Here is a 17,188-nt window from a genome sequence, read left to right as displayed (position 1 = left end):
ATAACTTAAAATACATACTATCATAATTCACATTATGAACTATAACTATTGTGCTTGATAAGAATATACATAACAATGGAAATTCCATCATCACTTTTATCGATTTATTTGCATAAAACTTGATATTTTCGATTTAATAGTTTTAAATTGAGGACATGAACTATCATATTCATTTTACATAGGGGGATATATATGAAGAAGTTAACAAAAATCGCTTTGACTGCAGTAGCGATGATGTCATTAGTTGGCGCTGCTGCACCCATGGCGAGTGTTCATGCGGATTCTAATTTTTTTGTTCATAACTGGGATGAACCTAAAAATCCAATTCCACAAACTAATCAAGATAATGCAATGCAGAATTATGATGATAATGATTTGCAGGTTATGCGCAATAAACTACCTAAATTTAAACCAGTTTGGGGACATTATAAGCATGTAAGAGATACTAATCAATTTCATACTTATAATGATTCAGCCAATGGTAACAGTTTGATTACTAAATGGTATTTACCAACTGGTTTTAATGTTTCACCTGAAGAACATGGTAATTATCAAGGAATTGTTATGGCTAATAATAGTATTTATTTACTTGAATCAATGGGAACTGGTGCTAATCAAGGTGCCATTATTCGTTTTAAATTAGATGCCTTAGAAAAAATGGGCCTAATGGATAATGGAAATCAAAACCTATTATTGAATATCTTTAGTTACTTTAATCCTTATACTGATAAAGGACGTCAAAATAATCAACAATTTGTGGATTACATTAACGCAACTGCTGATTCTCGCGATGATATGAAGAAGAGTACCAGCAAATTACAAAAAGTCCAGACAGAAGTTAAAAATGGGAAAGATGTAATTAGCAAGTCTGCTGAAAACTATCGTAAGGTTTCAACCAATTATAAACATAAGTATGGCAAAATGATTAATAAGTATTTTGATAATAAGAAAGATAAAAAAACATCTAGAAATATCAATGATCCTAGCAATTATTTAGCTAAATCAGTTAAATTGAACGAATTAAGTAAGGCTGAACAAAAAAAGGTTAGACAATTAGTTAAAGCTAGAGTACAAGTTAAAAAGACCTTTAGTGAATACAAGGCACTTCGTACTAAGGTTTATAAACAAATTGATGATTCTAAAGCTAAGATTAATACATTAAAACAAAAAATTAGCAGTGATCAAGACCAAATTGATAAAGCACAAAATGGTAATCAATTACTAGGTCAATATGAAGCAGTTACCGATTCAGTTGAGGCTAGTCCACTAATTAATATTGGTCATGGTCAAACGATGTCATATAATCCAGCTAATAATCATTTATATTTAGCACAAGATGATAAATTGGGTGATTTTTCAAATAACGATAAGAACCAAATTACTGAACTGGATGCAGATACATTACAACCAGTGCATCAATATAGTTTTAAATTAATGCATAATGGCAAGAACCTAGGTCTACACACACTTGCATTTGATAAACAAGGTCGTGCATACATTGGTGTCCACAGTGGTCCTAATGGTGTTAAAAAGGCATATAGTTTATATATTGGTTCATTGAACAATGATAAAGTTAGTTTTAGACCAGCTAAGCAAGTGATCCATTGGGCTGGTAGTTGGAACCAAAACTTAACTTATAATCCAGTGACTGATCGAATCTATATGGTTTCTAATGATATGGTTACCTCAGTACCAGTTGATAAATTGAATGCTGGAACTTTAAAGAGTAAAGATGTTCATTACAACGCCTTTAATTCAGGTCGTGAATGGGAAGGCTTAACTTTTGATGGTGAAGGTCATGCCTATGCATTGTTGTTATGGCGTGGAGAAATCTTACGTAGTGACTATGTATTAGAATAGAAGTTTAAAAGTTATCTTAGTTAATTATTTAATAACTGAGATAACTTTTTTATTTATTAAGCATTAAATATATAGTATTATTAGGTTATACCTTAATTAGGGGGATAGTTTTGTAAGTGATAAAAAATTTTTGTTGCTATCATGGAACTTTTTTATCTAATGGACAAAAAATAATTAATACAAGTCACTTTAATATCTCTCATACGATTGGGACGTTAGGTAAGGGATCATATTCATTTGTTTATGCTAAAGAAAATGCTTTGCATTTTGTTCAAAGAAAAGGTAAAAAAGATCATAATGATATTTGTTTATTGAAATTTAGAATAAAAAATAATTACATGGATAACATATTGGATTTAACTGATCCCAAGGTAATACAATATATAGAATTATTTACTCAAGAAAATAAAAGCTATATAAAATCAAAAGCAAAAAAATATAGTAATAGTGGCTATGCCAAAAAACTTGATGGACTTGTAATTGATTATTTTATAAAATTTGTTAATAAGAATAACGTTTTTAAACATAAAAAATTGGCTGTATACAGCGATACAATTAATAAATTTGGATTTTTAATTCCACAAAGTATATTAAGTAATTCTGTTGAATTATGCATAAAAGATAATAAAGTTATTGATTATAACACACTGGAAATTGAGGAGGCTGATTATAATGAAGACTAATATTTCATTAAATGATTTTAAAAAATTATTAAAAACTCCTGAAGCAAAAAGAGATATGGATGAAATAACTGATGAATTATTTTCTGACGTTACAAATGCCATGAATGATTTTAAATCTATCAATAAAATTGATGAGAATTTTTATAATAACTTTAATTATTATTATGATTATTATAAGAATGATAATTCAATGAATGATTTTTACTTTAATAAGAAAAATATTATGAATGATTTTAAATCTATCAAAAATAGTCTTACCATAAATCAATCGAATGCATATAATCCTTATGAAGAATCTTATAACTTTGGTAGTAAAGAGGGGTGTATAGTTTAAATGAGTGATACTAATCCTATAAAGAATATGAGTTTTCTTAATTACAGTATCAATTCCTTTGATTATAAAAGAAATGTTAATTTTAAAAAGTCACCTGACAATAAATTAAAGTTAGATAATGAGTTTCATTCTATTATTTATTTTTCAAAAAAAGAGTCTCCCAAAGATGCTTTAATTAATATTAAGGTTAAAGTAGGTGGGGTAGAAAAGGATAATACACCTTTTCTTTTAAACATAGACATAAGTGGAGCTTTTAAATTTTCTTTTGTAAGCGGAGATTTTAGTGATGTTCAAATAGCTGATGGCTTAAAATATGCATTAGCTAATGATGGAAATAACTTAATGTTTCCTTACGTTAGATCACTTATCTCCGAACTAACGTTAAAATCCAATATGTTTCCAGCTTGTGTACTTCCAATTGTTAATTTTTCTAAAATCTTAAAAGAAAATAATAGAATTAAATTTATTGATTTAGATGATAAAGACTAAAAAAATAACCGACCAACCATTTTAAGAGGGTGGTCGGTTATTTTTATTTCTTGTTATTTTTTCTTCATAGTGTATAATAAACATTCACATAAATTATTGGTGATGTCTCCCTAAATTCCAATAATGTTGTGATGTCGCTATAGCGATAATTTAACTTAATAAAAATATTCTAACTTAATTGGTAAGTTTGGACTGGAATATCCTTAGTCGGACCTATCTGTGAAAAATCATTTAATGATGGTGCAGCATGATAGCTACTTAGGGACATATTACTGGAAAGACTTACACTGAGAAAAATAAATAATAAAAAAGATAAAATATAAAGAAGCTATACTGACTATAAATATAAACGAGGCATCCTAAAAATTATGGATGCCTTTTAATATGCAAAAAATGTGTTATAGTGAAATTAATTCACGGGAAATAGCTCAGCTTGGTAGAGCACTTGGTTCGGGACTAAGAGGTCGTAGGTTCAATTCCTATTTTCCCGATTTAAGTTAACTAGTAGAAAATACTAACTAATTTTCAATAACATTAGATAAAAAACAATATCTTTTTTGTGTATACTTATGATTGTGAATGTATACATCATAACGTTCACAAATATACCTTTTCATAACTGCCCTCATAGTTTTACTTGTGAGGGTAGTTTTTTATTGCAATTATTATAAAATACTAACTTTCTTCAAAAACATTCGATAAATAAAAGTTATAACAATTGTTATAATAAATTTGAGAATTTAATTAAACTCTCAAACATACACTTTTCGTTAGGGAATGAGTATATATTTTACTATTGGGTATAATACAAAACATATACTTGCAACTTCATGATATTTAAGCAATCACCTGAGTGGTTGCTTTTTTATTCTCGTAATATAAATTAAATAAAAAGATGTAATGCATTAATTGCATTACACCTTTTTGTGTTAATTAAAGTAATGATGGGGAACAAAATATGAGTTTAGAAAGATAAACAATAAAGATAAAAAATTTAACTAAATATTATTTGGATCCTAATAAAGCTTTTAGAAAATTTAATAATAACTCCGTATTTTTGCCTCCTCTACTTGATAAATGCACTTAAGTAATAAACAGTTCTTTGACAACTTTTCATCACTTAAATACATCTATTATTCTATACTATTATCTGATTAATTAACTTCAATTGTTATGTATGCTGTTATCAACGTAAATACTCATAGTTTAGATTATTATTATCATAAAAAATAGGTACAACGTTTGCACATTGTACCTATTTTACATGTAGATAAGCCAAACAATAATAATAATATTGAAGCGGTTATATTCAACAATAAGAATCAGCCTTTAAAATTCTTATCATTGAATACAAACATATTATATATGAATATCCGAAAGATTAACTTCAAATGTTTTGTGTATGGATATCAAATCTACTATTAATCTAATTTTTTTTATTATTAAATATATCCTCAACGTTAATTAAAGTGGTAATTATAACGATAAAGATGATATTGAAAATGTTTCTTATAATATGTTCATGTTGATAAATATTAAAAATAGAACTTATAACTAATATGAATGCTCCGAAATTTAATAATATCGCTGATATGATTTTTAGTATTTTAAGATTATTTGTTTTCAATGTCTCACCATACTTTCATTTACCTTTTTAATTTTTCTTTTATATATAAATATGTTAAATAAATAATAATTCCCGCTATTGAAACTAGATAAGCCAATGTAAGAGTAGAAACAAAATTACTCCAAGAGCTGTAGTCCCCATAAATTACTCCTAGTACAAATGTTGGGATCATTGCTAAGAGCATTATAAAAACAATATAATGTAAAATATGTAAAATCTTTTTAAATAAATTATTCATAGTTTAACCTTCACTAAATCTTATGATTACAAATAATAAGGTTACCACTTAAAAACACGATTACAATATACCTTCTAATAGTATAGGTGTTTAAAAAATATAATCATAATATTTTAGATAAAAATTATAGCAATAGTCATTACTCCTGCTATTTGAAATGAAATTAGTACTTTCTACTAAGTTTTTTCAAAGATATTAGCTAAAGAAAAATTAAGATAATTGATACAATAAATTTGTGAAAGTTCTTATTCATCTTCGAACATTCACAGCTTTCATAACTTCCCTCATAATTTTAATTATGGGGGATTATTTATTTAGCAAAGAATTAAATCCATGCTATAATATAGTCATAAATAAAAAGAAGTCCTGCTAGTACAGGACTTCTCAGTAAAGCCGTTTAAAAGACGGTGGCATTATAGAGACTAACTAATTAAAGCTATCCCATAACTGGCCAAAGTTATGATGGGACGGCTTTTTATTTTCGATTGATGTAAGTTAGCAATGCTAAAATAAACATGCCAAACATGAACATCAAAGAAAGTGCCTGAAAGACACTCATTGACTGTGAAACCTTTCTTAAGATTCTTCCATATTTCCATAGAAATCACCTTCTCTAGGAAAAGACAGCCACCGTCCATTAACTTCTCTACTATATCAATTATACCGAAGTTAAGACTAAAGACAATTTCAAATTACTGGTAAAGAATTAAATCCATGCTATAACATAGTCATAAATAAAAAGAAGTCCTGCTGATACAGGACTTCTCAGTAGAGCCGTTGAAGACGGTGGCTACTTCGATTAATTAACTTCTTAATAATCGCTAGCTGGCCAGAGCTAAGGCGGTTATTTTTTTGATTGTTTGACAATCTCAATAATTAATGTAGTTAAATAACTAAGGTAATAGGTTGCATTCCATTATAAATAAGCTTATTGTTAGCCAAACATGCTTATAAGAGCATGGATTCCGCACATAATTTATTTATGTTCGACTAAATACAATCAAATCAACTAATAAAGAGCAAGCAGGCAGCAAACTGCTTGCTCTTTATTTTACATAAACATTTACAAATTAAAATTGCTACTCCAATCCATGGGGTAGCAATTTTTTTATTGATTCAAAATCATCTTAATATGTGGAGTTTGATGGAAAGTATAAACCCCGCCAACAGGGTGAAAACCAAACTTTTCATAAAAAGCCACTTTATCTTCTTGGGCATCAATTTCAATCGTTGGATTGTTATCAAAGTGTTGATCAATCACATCTAAAATCTTTTGCACTAATTGTTTACCAATTCCTTTGCCACGAGCTTCCTTCGTGGTTAAAACACGACCAAAACTAGTGTGATCATGACCATAAAAGATCCGTGCATATGCTAATAGGGTTCCATCTTCATCGGCCCAGATATGTAAAGACTTCTTATCCAGCTTATCAACTTCTTGATAAGGACGCTTTTGTTCTACCACAAAAGTACTTGTCCTTGCGTTGTAAATTTCCCATAAATCATCACGAGTTAATTCTTTAAAAGTCTTAATATGCCATTGCATTCATAAAACCTCCTTATATATTCATCAATTTAATTTTACTATTTTAATGTAAAAATCAAAGAAAATACCCCTTATTTGAAGAAAAATGACCAAAATGCAAAATCTGCGGTAATTATGCCAAAATCTGCGGTAGTGAAACCAGCAAAATTACTTGCTATCTTTATATTTGTTCGAAGGCCTTTGAACCAATAAAATTTGAAAGAGTGGTTCAAATGAACAATTATAGAGATTATCAAGAAGGTTTTAACTACCTAATGCAAGGTGATCATAAAGTCATAATATATGGGGTATTAAAACGATTGAATATTCCAAGATATACATCACAGTACGATGATTTAATGCAAGAAGGCTTCATTGCTTTTGCTAAAAAATACTATCAATATCAAGGTGTTGATGATGATAAACAAAGGTTAGCCTATCTGTACCAGGGTGTTTATTGGCATCTCTTAGACCAGCTCAGAAAAGAAAGTCGTAATACTCAAAAAATCGAATTTATGGCAGAAGATAATCAAGATAATTGGGAAAACCAACTAATTGATGAATATTCTTTTGAAAGTGAACTATCCCATAATGAGCTATTAAAACAATTATGGAAGATTAGTAGTGCAACTGAACAAAAACTAATTTTCTATCGTTACTATGAGGGCATTGATAATATGCGTGAAATTTCTCGTCGAACTAATATCTCGACTAAAACGTTGAATAAATGGCGTAAAAGCCTCCAACAAAAAATAAATCTCATAAAAAATTAAAAAAGGGGTATCACTTTTGCATCGAACTTCGTTACTAGTAGATGTAAGGGTTGGCGCCAACGACTTACCAATAATATGAAATGAGGATGAGTAGCATGAATAAAGTTTGGGATAAATCAAAGGTAGTTTATAACATGATTACAAAGGAAGAGGACAAAGCAGTGGCACGTTCATTCGCTAACGTCATCGAAGATGTATCAGATGCACAAATTACCGAATTTGGTTCAATTTTAAAAGCTTTGACTTCTGATAACCTAGCAAAAACTGAATTAATTGCACAAACAAGATACTACGCTTAATTAAATGGAGGAAATGTAAATGAAAAAATTAGAATTAGTATTCAAAAGTGAAGACCAAAAGGTAAAAACACTACGTTTAAACTATGTTAGTGGCAAATTAGATAATGAAACATTGCTAAGTGCGATGAATCGTATCGGTGCATTGAAGATGTTTAAGGTGAATGGGATGAATCAATACCAAGTGCCAGTAGCAGCCCGCTATGTTGACACTAATACCGAAACCATTTTCGATACTCGTAACGAAGATAAACAAATCACAAAATAAATTAAACTAACTAATATCAATACGCAAAACACCCCAGTCAAATTGGCTGGGGTGTTTTTGTATATATTATTTTAATATTTGATCAGGATAAGTTTCACTAATAAAGTCACGAATACAGCTAACCATTTTCTGCGTCGCCGGTGTCTTCATCTGGACCTGGTTCATAACTAAGAAGATGGAACGATAGTATGATTCATCAAACGGATAAGCCGTTACATGTTCATTCTGCTTATTAAAAGCTAATCTTGGTAGAATTCCCATACCGAGTCCTGATTCCACCATCGCAATAATTGACTGATCATCAATACTGAATTGAATGGAGTTAGCTTGGACCTTATAGCGATCCAAGACCTGCTTCGTATCACCATCATAGTCCGACTTTTGGAGAATAAAGCGTTCATTCTTAGTATCTTCAATGGTAATTGAATGTCCATTCTTAGGAACAAAGCCTTTTGGAGTAATGCAATAGATTTGATCTTTAACTAATAACACCTTGATTAACTTCTCATTAATTGGTTGGCAAGTGAAACCTAAATCAATATTACCTTGATGGGCTTGAGTGGTAATGTTATTAAAACTGCTCTGTGTAACTTCAATCTTAATATCAGGATATTGGTTACGGAATCTATGGACAATCCCTGGTAACCAACTGATACAAGCACTACTAAAAGCACCGATCTTAACGGTACCAGCAGTTAATCCCTTAATATTAGCCGCTTCTTGTGCGAGGCGGTCTTCATTATTCAAGATTTCTTGAATCGTTGGTAAGATTAGTTGCCCATCTTCAGTGAGCTTCACGCCGGAGCGATTACGCAGCAAGATTGAAAAGCCTAATTGCTTTTCTAACTTATCAATTGAATGTGAGATGGCAGAAGGGGTTACGTCTAAGATTTGCGCGGCATGATGAAAGCTACCTTCATTAATGACCGTGACTAATGCTCGATAAGAAAAAGAAACCATAATATCTTCCTTTCTTAAAAAAATATCTTTAAAAAGATTGTACCTGTTTTTAATAAATTTTGGGTATTTTTTGACAAATTTACGGGGGTGTTTTAACTTGTATGTGTTAACAATATTTAAGTGATTTTCATTATTTATCAATTAGATTACAATTAGATTAATCAATTGATATTTTTGACTAAATTATTTATACTTGTTGTTAATGAGTTCATTAGTTAAAAATTTTGCATGAATAATTAAAAAACTTTGGTTTAATAATTGTTTTATGTTATAATTCTTTTGCTTGATGAATTACATATAAATTATATTGGAGGAATATATAATGCAATCTAATCTAAAGAAATCATTATATTTAGGTCTAGCTGCTTTAAGTTTTGCTTCAGTTGCTAGTGTAACAGCTAATGCTTCAAATGCTAATGCTGCTAAGAAACATGCTGCTGCTAAAAAAGTAACTTACAAGACTACTAACAAGAATTTAGACCAATCAGTTACTTTCAAAGCAACTGGTAAAAATGCTGTTTACAATAAGGCTGTAGGTAAGAGATCAGTTGTAGCTTCAAAGACTGACATGGCTTCAAAAGCTAACTCAAAAGCTGCTAAAGACTTATTCATGGCATACCAAGAAGGCGTTACTTCAAAGGGTGTTCACTACTACAAAGTAGTTTCATTTGACAAGAAAGTTCGTGGTTTTGTATACAACAAGGGTGTTGCTAAGACTAACACTACTGTAGCTGCTGACAAACCATCAAATGCTACTGGTTACCTACAAAACACTAACCGTTTCTTCAACAAGCCTTATGGTTCACAATTCAAGACTAGCTTGAAAAACGATTACAAGGGTATGAACATTGCTGCTGACCAATTCACTGTAAGTGATGCAGTTAAAGTTAACAATGACCAAACATACTACTATGTAACTGATAAGAACAACCAATTAGTTAATGGTTGGGTAAATTCAGTTTACTTCAGCAACACTATTACTGATGCTGCTAAGAAAGCTAACAACTCAGCAAATGCTATCCATGTTAAGTACGTTGATAGTGCTAACTTAGGTTCAGTATTAATGGAAAAAGACCTTAACCCTGCAAACTTATCAAGTGCTGGTACTTATTCAAGTGATGATGTAAATGCTTCTATTAAAAATTCATTAGTTGGAACTGGTTTTGTTAACCCAGTAAGACAAGACACTAACACTTCAATTGCTAAAGGCAATACTGTTACTGTAACTGTTAATAAAGGTGCTACACAATTCTTAAACACTAACAACTTTGCTCCTTACGTAGTAACAAATGCTGGTAACTACAACCAACAAGCTAATTTAAATAATGATGTTCAAAGCAAGATGAGTACTTTACAATTATCATCTGACCAATGGAAAGCATTATTCCAAGGAAATGCTAACCAAACATTTAACTTCAATAACTTTGAAGCTTCATTATTAGCTCCAGGTAAGGCTTGGAACCAATTTACAATTAATGACAAGACTTACACTTACAATGCTAACTTCACTAGAAATGCTAACAAAGTATCACTTAGTGATGGCACTAATAACAAACGTGACATGACTTATGATGAAATTGCTAGTGGTAAGTTTAACATTTACTATGATGTAAAGGATAATACTAACACTAACACTAATTCATCTGATGTAAATTACACTACACAAGTTGTTAACAGTGCTTTAGCTGCATATAACAATGCAAGCTCAAATAAATTACAAGCTGCATTAAATGCAACTGGTTTAGATGCTAATGCTTTAAACAGTTACTTAACTAGTTCAGATAACAAAGTTTCTTCAAATGCAACTGGTTTATCAGACTTAGGTAAGGCTGTTTCTGACAAAGTTTCTTCAGATAAGACTGCAGCTTCACAAAAGAGTGCTACTGACATTTTAAATGGTTTAACTGGTACTCAACTAACTGCTAAGAATGATGCTTTAAATGCACTTAAAGGTCAAGATTCAGCTGCTATTAATACAGTTCTAGGTAATGCAAACACTGCAGCAACTGCTCAAGGTGCTAAGGGTACTGACAAAAACTCAGTATTGACTAACTTAACTAATGACCAAGTTACTGGTTTAAAGAATGTTTTAGGTACTGTTCAAGCTTCTGACGTAGCTAAATAATTTTTCATTAGACTAAATAAAAAGAATGGATTTATTCCATTCTTTTTTTATACATAAAAATAGCTTAAATATGCGAAAAATGTTTACATTAATGTTACAATCATGTTTGTATATTAAATTATTAGGAGGAAGTTTATAATGCAAGTAAATCTTAAGAAGTCATTATATCTAGGACTTGCTGCATTGACTTTTGCTTCAGTTGCTGGTGCAACCACTGCTTCAGCTACTAATGCCAATGCTGCTAGTCATCATGTTGTGAAAACAACTAAGAAACATGCTAAAAAGTATAATAAAAAACATGCCAAGAAAGCTACTAAAGCAGTAACTTTCAAAGTAACTAAATCATTAGATCAATCATTAGTTTACAAATCAACTGGTAAGAATGCTATCTTTACTAAACCAGGTGGTGTTAAGAACAATAAACTAAAGGTTTCTAAGAGTGATATGGGTTCAAAAGCTAACTCTAACTCATCAAATGATTTATTCATGGCATACCAAGAAGTTAGAACTTCAAAGGGTGTTCACTACTACAAGGTAGTTTCATTCGACAAGAAGGTTCGTGGTTATGTTTACACTAAGGGTGTTCAAAAGATTGATAACCCAACTACTCAAGCTGCTAAACCAAGTACTACTACTGGTTATGTAACTACTAGCGATGTTCATAACTTACCAGTTGGCTACAAGTTTGGTGCTGATAGTAGCATTAAGAACTTTAATGGCATTAATTTCAGCGCTGACAAGTTCACTGTTGATGACGCTGTAACTGTATATGGCGGTGACACTTATTACAAGGTTACTGATCAAACTAATCCATTAATTAATGGTTGGATTAAGGCATCAGACTTTAGTGTTAATATGCCAGATTCAGTTAAGAACGCTCAAAATACAGCCCAAAATGCTGCTAATGCTATTCACGTAACTTATGTAAGTAGCAATAATCTAGGCTCAACTGTTATGACCAAGGATCTTAATCCAGCTAGTTTACAATCTAATGGAACATATCATGTTAGTGATGTAGTTGCTGCAATTAATAATTCACTAAAGGGAACTGGCAACTATTTAATTAGTTCAAGTAATATTACTGATAGAGGTAGTTACTTAAATGATAATTCAGTTGTAAATAAGGGTGAAAACTTAACTGTAATTGTTACTCCTCAAACCCAAACTAATACCGTTAAATATACTGTTTCGCAATTAAATAACCCTGATTCATTTGATCGTACAATTTCTAAAGTAAGTTCATTAAATGGAATTAGTGTAAATCAAAATAATTTTGATTCATTATTTAAGGGTTCTGATAATAGTGCATTCAACTACAATGGTATTAAGTCACAATTCTTATCATATGGTCAACCAATGTATCAATTAAATGGTGGTACTAATAATAGATACACTTATACATTCAATGCTGGTTTAACTGAAACTCATGCAGCTAACCCTAACTTGTTTGATGCTAACAACCAATTAATTCCTAATGCTACTTTTGCTGATGTTAACAATCAAAGCATGAGCAACGGAATTAATGGTTTAAACCTTATTTACAATGTTAAGGATAATCAAACTGGTCAACAACTAGCCCCAACAAGTGGTAATGGTGTTGTTAACTTATTTGGTTAATTTTTGAATTTAATAATTTTAAAGTCATGGATAATTCCATGGCTTTTTTATTTTGTCCTATTTTAATGTAAAAAATTAAAGTTTAATTAATTATATATAATTTATGTTGATATATGATATTAACTTATGATAATATTATTTTTTATATCAAATTTATAGGGGTAGTGCGATACATGAAGTTTAATTTAGAAAGATTTATTTATTCAGGAGTAGCCATTTTGGCGTTTATTTTAGCAATTAGTTTTTCAACACTGAGTATTAATGCAAAAGTCCATAAAAGGGTGACTAATAATATTCATATTATTGATAAGAGCTTAAATCAAGCAATCGTTTTTAAATCCACTGGGAAGAACGCTATTTATACAAAACCTAATGGTATTAAAGGTTCTAGACTTTTAGTTAGCAAGCACAACATGCAAAAAAAAACTAACTCAAATAATACTAATGATTATTTTATGGCTTATCAAACAGTGATGAATAATAAAGGCTATCATTACTATAAGGTAGTATCTTTTGACAAAAAGATACGTGGATATGTATTCAACAAGGGAATTGTTAAAACAAACGTTGGATTAAAAACTGAAATGCCCAAGGATAGGATTGGAATGTTGATTAAGAATCGACTTTTTGATGCTGCATATGGATCTAAATTTGGGGTTAAATTAAATCATTATCGCAATATCTATAATAGTAAATTTACGATTATAGATGCCGTAAAGGTTACTAGTATTACTTACTATAATGTTTATAACAACAATAATCATTCAATGAATGGATGGATAAATGCTAAATATTTTAAAACAGATGAACGTAAAATTATTGATACATCCGGAAACAATTTTAATATACAACCGCAGGTAACTTTAGAAAATAGTTTAAATAAAATTATCACAAATAATGAAGCCGATGGTTCAACAAATGAGAACATTGATAAAACGAGTAATAATTCAGGTAACAATCATGAAAACAAATCAAATAATGCGATAAATGATGATGCTAATGAAATGAATAAAGATGCAGATAACAATCATGAAGATAATTCAAAGAATAATGGTAAAAATTCTATTGATGATAATATGGAAAAGCTACCTAATGAAAAAATAGAAGAAGATTTAGATAATCGTTCAGAGGAAGGAACGGTAGAACCAACACATGACAAAGTGGACATAGATAAAAATGAAAAAAATCAATCTAAAGAGGAAAACAAGGACGATACTATTAATGCTTTTAAGTCTTTTGCTAGTAACAATCATTTAAGTGATAAACAGGCTAAAAAAATGTTAAAAAAAGTAAAACAATTTTCTGATAAAGTAATTTATAAAATTAAAGATACAACTAAAGGTTATTCATATAATGCTGATTCAAGAATGATTGAATATAATCATCAAACAGTTACGACGGATAATCATGGTAAATATAAAAAATATGAAGTTTATTCGACTATGTATAATAATATATACAATGATACTAGTACTAAGCTGTTAATTGATCAGGATAAAAACTCATTGATTATTCCTACATTGGAATAAAACTAAATAAAAAGACATGGATATTTTCATGTCTTTTTATTTTGCTTCTAATCATTTAGTGGTTAATTTCAAATACTATCGAATGCTAGTGTTCATTTTAAGCTATATAATCATAAATCAGTAATTATTAATATATGTTTTTTAGGAGGTAATTACAATTTATGAATATGTATAAAGACATCGTTAAGCCGTGTATTATCACATTTACGCTTGATGCAATTGTATGTACGATTGGTTTTTTAATCACTTTATTCAGTATTAATGACGTTGGATATGAGACTTTCTTTTTTGGATCTCTATATCTGAACATTTACAGCAATAAGGTGACCCATATAGAAGTGGGGTTAACTAGTGAGTTTAGTGCCGTTCTTATTTTCTTCTTAATTTCTTTAACCATGGTCTATATTTCACTTAACTTTAATTGGATTTTACGTAAATTAGGGCGTTAACGTTTTTTTATCTCCAATGTTTTATAGATTTACTTCAAAGAGCTTCGAAGGTATCACCAACAACGAATATATATAATTACATATGTAAGTTTTAGATAAGTAGTAATTGTTTTATGTGCTATAAAAATTAGGAGGCATAATAATGAATCAATTTTTACGAAAATCATTATACACAAGCTTAGCGAGTTTATCGCTATTACCGTTATTTAGTTTAAGTGCATCGGCTAATAGTAGTTATGAATATAATTATAACTACAGTCATCATAGTAGTATTAGTCGAACGATGAACAAAAAGGTAACTGCTAAATATTCGGTTTTAAGATTACCAGAAAAAGGAGCTTATGCTAAAGCAACTGGTAATTGTACAATGTTTGACAAGCCTGGTGCTTTAGGTAATGCATCAGTAGTAGCTCCTAGAAATACACTTCGTAATTGGTCACATCAGCATTCAGCTAAGAATATTTTTTATGTTTATGGAATGGCAAAAACTAGCAATGGTTATTACTATGCTAAAGTAGTGACATTAGGCGGAAAATACCGTGGTTGGATTTATGCTGGGGAACATGATTTTTCTAATGATTTATCTAATCTTGATAATAACAGTGGTTTAGTTGAAGATCATCCACTATGTTATGGTAAAATGCCTAGAATGAAATACGATTATCATATTAAAGCCGATTTATGGACTACACCTAATTACAGTCGTATTGATTCTAGACCTTTGAATTTTAATTACAAAAGATATGCTAAAGATACCTTTAAAATTGAGAGTTGTGTTATGAATAAACAAAACTGGCGTTATTACTATGTTGTTGATGAACAACATCCTAATATTTGTGGTTGGATATTTCATAACAATGTAAGAAGATATTATTAATAAAAAGTTTTGAATGAAGCGATTATCAATATTTATCAACTAGTCTGTAATTAAGATTACTGAATTTACTTTTAACCACTAATTTTATTATGTGATATAATTGTGCTAGTAAAATTAGGAGGCATGATAATGAATAAAATTCTAAAGAAATCATTATATGTTGGATTAGCAACTTTTTCATTAGTATCATTGAGTAGCATGACTGCTAATGCTAAAGCCAAGGCTAATCACCATGAAACTAAAACTGTTCTAAAAAACACCAAAAAAACAACTAAAAATAATAAAGTGACGGCTAAATATTCATCTATCAAAGTATCAAAAGACGATGCTTATGTGAAATCAACTGGGATTGTAACAATGTTCAACAAACCAGGTCGCTTAGGCAATGCCAAGGTCGTTGCATCTAAAAAAACAATGAAACATTTAGCTAAGTCTGATTCACCTAAGGATATTTTCTATGTCTATGAAATGGCTAAGACTAACAATGGTCTATACTATGCCAAAGTAGTCACTTTAGGTGGTAAGTATCGTGGATGGATTTATGTTGGTAAAAATGACTTTATTGATAATTTAAACAACATTGAAAAAGGTACAGGTGTGACTGCTATTAGACCTCTTAGATATGCTAAGATGCCTAAGAATAAGCGTGGTTATCATGTTAATGCTCCATTATGGACAACTCCTAACTATAGTCGCATTAATTCTAAAATCTTGAATTTTAATAAAAAAGAATATGCAAAAGATACTTTTAGAATTGAAAGTGCAGTATCTAATACGCAAGGATGGGTTTATTATTATGTAGTGGATGAACAACATCCAAAGATTAATGGTTGGGTCTTTCATAGTAGTGTTAAGACTAAGAACTCATCTAATAAAGTACCTTCTAAAAAAACTCAAAAAAATAATAAACAAAAAGATCAACATCCTAAAGTTGATAACAATGATGATATTACAGACGGTAAAACCACTGATGTTTCCAATAATCAATCTAAACCAAATAATGGTTATACCTTAAAATTTGTTAACCAAGCAACGGCTCAAGTTGTTTCTCAACAAATAGTTCAAGTTAATGATTTAACCAATACTACTAATCCATATCCAACTGCTAACACTAATACCATTGCTAAGTACTTACCAAATGGTTATGGCTTCTATCAATATGGAAATGCCGTTGCTACATCTGGGAGTGTTTCCAATGGTGGTCAAGCAATTGTTTATGTTGCGAAAAATCCAACCATTAATAGTGTTAAGTTGAATTTACGTATTTTTGATAATACCGGTGCTGCCAATCTAGTTAACATGAATGATCATGGAACTAACAGTATTCTTAATGCGCAACAAGAATTAATTGATATGCACATTATGCAAGGCAGTGTTATTACCACTGCTCAAATTCAAAAAGTACTATCTGATAATGGTTTATTAGTAGTACCAGGTAACAATGGTTCCGCTAATTTTGCTTATACGGATGCAGGATTAGTTCAAGGTAGTAATCCAATTATTAATGTTTATTATCGTTAAAATAGACTTAACATAAA

The 17,188-nt window shown here is 30.1% G+C and carries 15 protein-coding genes and 1 tRNA gene; 13 read left to right on the top strand and 3 right to left on the bottom strand.

The window, feature by feature from the left end:
- The first annotated feature begins 192 nt into the window (after positions 1 to 192).
- From C7N44_RS07340 to C7N44_RS07320, 5 genes are all read left to right on the top strand, one after another.
- Entirely contained in the window at positions 193 to 1,860 is a 1,668-nt protein-coding gene (locus C7N44_RS07340) for a hypothetical protein (RefSeq protein ID WP_105957269.1), read from the top strand.
- A gap of 116 nt (positions 1,861 to 1,976) precedes the next feature.
- Positions 1,977 to 2,543, top strand: a complete 567-nt coding sequence (locus C7N44_RS07335; RefSeq protein WP_105957268.1) for a hypothetical protein — start codon at positions 1,977 to 1,979, stop codon at positions 2,541 to 2,543.
- The gene (locus tag C7N44_RS07330; RefSeq protein ID WP_105957267.1) at positions 2,533 to 2,877 is read left to right on the top strand and encodes a hypothetical protein; all 345 of its coding nucleotides are present in this window, start codon (positions 2,533 to 2,535) and stop codon (positions 2,875 to 2,877) included. Before C7N44_RS07335 ends, C7N44_RS07330 begins: the two co-directional genes overlap by 11 nt.
- Entirely contained in the window at positions 2,878 to 3,366 is a 489-nt protein-coding gene (locus C7N44_RS07325; protein ID WP_105957266.1) for a protein-export chaperone SecB, read from the top strand. It begins immediately after the preceding gene.
- Positions 3,367 to 3,783: 417 nt separating this feature from the next.
- Positions 3,784 to 3,857: transfer RNA gene (locus C7N44_RS07320), tRNA-Pro, on the top strand.
- Positions 3,858 to 5,706: 1,849 nt separating this feature from the next.
- Here the strand turns inward: C7N44_RS07320 and C7N44_RS08165 are convergent.
- Together C7N44_RS08165 and C7N44_RS07305 are read right to left on the bottom strand one after the other, a co-directional pair.
- A complete protein-coding gene (locus C7N44_RS08165) occupies positions 5,707 to 5,757 on the bottom strand; it encodes a putative holin-like toxin (RefSeq protein WP_318530508.1) in 51 nt (16 codons plus the stop codon).
- 582 nt (positions 5,758 to 6,339) lie between these two features.
- A complete protein-coding gene (locus C7N44_RS07305) occupies positions 6,340 to 6,777 on the bottom strand; it encodes a GNAT family N-acetyltransferase (protein WP_105957263.1) in 438 nt (145 codons plus the stop codon).
- A gap of 212 nt (positions 6,778 to 6,989) precedes the next feature.
- On the opposite strand from C7N44_RS07305, the gene C7N44_RS07300 reads away from it, so the two are divergent.
- From C7N44_RS07300 to C7N44_RS07290, 3 genes are all read left to right on the top strand, one after another.
- A complete protein-coding gene (locus tag C7N44_RS07300) occupies positions 6,990 to 7,529 on the top strand; it encodes an RNA polymerase sigma factor (RefSeq protein WP_105957262.1) in 540 nt (179 codons plus the stop codon).
- A 95-nt stretch (positions 7,530 to 7,624) separates the two neighbouring features.
- A complete protein-coding gene (locus C7N44_RS07295; protein ID WP_105957261.1) occupies positions 7,625 to 7,828 on the top strand; it encodes a DUF1659 domain-containing protein in 204 nt (67 codons plus the stop codon).
- A 19-nt stretch (positions 7,829 to 7,847) separates the two neighbouring features.
- Complete coding sequence (locus C7N44_RS07290) at positions 7,848 to 8,093, top strand: DUF2922 domain-containing protein (RefSeq protein WP_105957260.1); 246 nt, start codon at positions 7,848 to 7,850, stop codon at positions 8,091 to 8,093.
- A gap of 66 nt (positions 8,094 to 8,159) precedes the next feature.
- Here the strand turns inward: C7N44_RS07290 and C7N44_RS07285 are convergent, their stop codons facing one another.
- The gene (locus C7N44_RS07285; protein ID WP_105957259.1) at positions 8,160 to 9,053 is read right to left on the bottom strand and encodes a LysR family transcriptional regulator; all 894 of its coding nucleotides are present in this window, start codon (positions 9,051 to 9,053) and stop codon (positions 8,160 to 8,162) included.
- 322 nt (positions 9,054 to 9,375) lie between these two features.
- Between C7N44_RS07285 and C7N44_RS07280 the strand changes: the two genes are divergently transcribed.
- From C7N44_RS07280 to C7N44_RS07255, 5 genes are all read left to right on the top strand, one after another.
- Positions 9,376 to 11,178 carry a hypothetical protein gene (locus C7N44_RS07280; RefSeq protein ID WP_105957258.1) on the top strand — a complete coding sequence of 601 codons (1,803 nt, stop codon included), beginning with the start codon at positions 9,376 to 9,378 and terminating at the stop codon, positions 11,176 to 11,178.
- Between the two features lie 138 nt (positions 11,179 to 11,316).
- A complete protein-coding gene (locus C7N44_RS07275) occupies positions 11,317 to 12,795 on the top strand; it encodes a hypothetical protein (RefSeq protein ID WP_105957257.1) in 1,479 nt (492 codons plus the stop codon).
- 173 nt (positions 12,796 to 12,968) lie between these two features.
- Positions 12,969 to 14,324, top strand: a complete 1,356-nt coding sequence (locus tag C7N44_RS07270) for a hypothetical protein (RefSeq protein WP_105957256.1) — start codon at positions 12,969 to 12,971, stop codon at positions 14,322 to 14,324.
- A 591-nt stretch (positions 14,325 to 14,915) separates the two neighbouring features.
- On the top strand, positions 14,916 to 15,650 hold the full coding sequence (locus tag C7N44_RS07260) for a hypothetical protein (RefSeq protein ID WP_105957254.1): 735 nt from the start codon (positions 14,916 to 14,918) through the stop codon (positions 15,648 to 15,650).
- 129 nt (positions 15,651 to 15,779) lie between these two features.
- Entirely contained in the window at positions 15,780 to 17,171 is a 1,392-nt protein-coding gene (locus C7N44_RS07255; protein WP_105957253.1) for a hypothetical protein, read from the top strand.
- Positions 17,172 to 17,188 lie beyond the last annotated feature (17 nt).

This window comes from Apilactobacillus quenuiae, assembly GCF_002994005.1.
Taxonomy (GTDB): Bacteria; Bacillota; Bacilli; order Lactobacillales; family Lactobacillaceae; genus Apilactobacillus; species Apilactobacillus quenuiae.
The sequence above is the reverse complement of the archived record's forward strand: the minus strand, read 5'-3'. Positions and strand labels throughout refer to the sequence as shown.

Excerpts from the sequence above, each read along its gene's own strand:
- C7N44_RS07340 (WP_105957269.1), top strand. The coding sequence starts at position 193 with ATGAAGAAGTTAACAAAAATCGCTTTGACTGCAGTAGCGATGATGTCA.
- C7N44_RS07330 (WP_105957267.1), top strand. The coding sequence starts at position 2,533 with ATGAAGACTAATATTTCATTAAATGATTTTAAAAAATTATTAAAAACT.
- C7N44_RS07325 (WP_105957266.1), top strand. The coding sequence starts at position 2,878 with ATGAGTGATACTAATCCTATAAAGAATATGAGTTTTCTTAATTACAGT.
- C7N44_RS07305 (WP_105957263.1), bottom strand. The coding sequence starts at position 6,777 with ATGCAATGGCATATTAAGACTTTTAAAGAATTAACTCGTGATGATTTA.
- C7N44_RS07300 (WP_105957262.1), top strand. The coding sequence starts at position 6,990 with ATGAACAATTATAGAGATTATCAAGAAGGTTTTAACTACCTAATGCAA.
- C7N44_RS07295 (WP_105957261.1), top strand. The coding sequence starts at position 7,625 with ATGAATAAAGTTTGGGATAAATCAAAGGTAGTTTATAACATGATTACA.
- C7N44_RS07290 (WP_105957260.1), top strand. The coding sequence starts at position 7,848 with ATGAAAAAATTAGAATTAGTATTCAAAAGTGAAGACCAAAAGGTAAAA.
- C7N44_RS07285 (WP_105957259.1), bottom strand. The coding sequence starts at position 9,053 with ATGGTTTCTTTTTCTTATCGAGCATTAGTCACGGTCATTAATGAAGGT.
- C7N44_RS07280 (WP_105957258.1), top strand. The coding sequence starts at position 9,376 with ATGCAATCTAATCTAAAGAAATCATTATATTTAGGTCTAGCTGCTTTA.
- C7N44_RS07275 (WP_105957257.1), top strand. The coding sequence starts at position 11,317 with ATGCAAGTAAATCTTAAGAAGTCATTATATCTAGGACTTGCTGCATTG.
- C7N44_RS07270 (WP_105957256.1), top strand. The coding sequence starts at position 12,969 with ATGAAGTTTAATTTAGAAAGATTTATTTATTCAGGAGTAGCCATTTTG.
- C7N44_RS07260 (WP_105957254.1), top strand. The coding sequence starts at position 14,916 with ATGAATCAATTTTTACGAAAATCATTATACACAAGCTTAGCGAGTTTA.
- C7N44_RS07255 (WP_105957253.1), top strand. The coding sequence starts at position 15,780 with ATGAATAAAATTCTAAAGAAATCATTATATGTTGGATTAGCAACTTTT.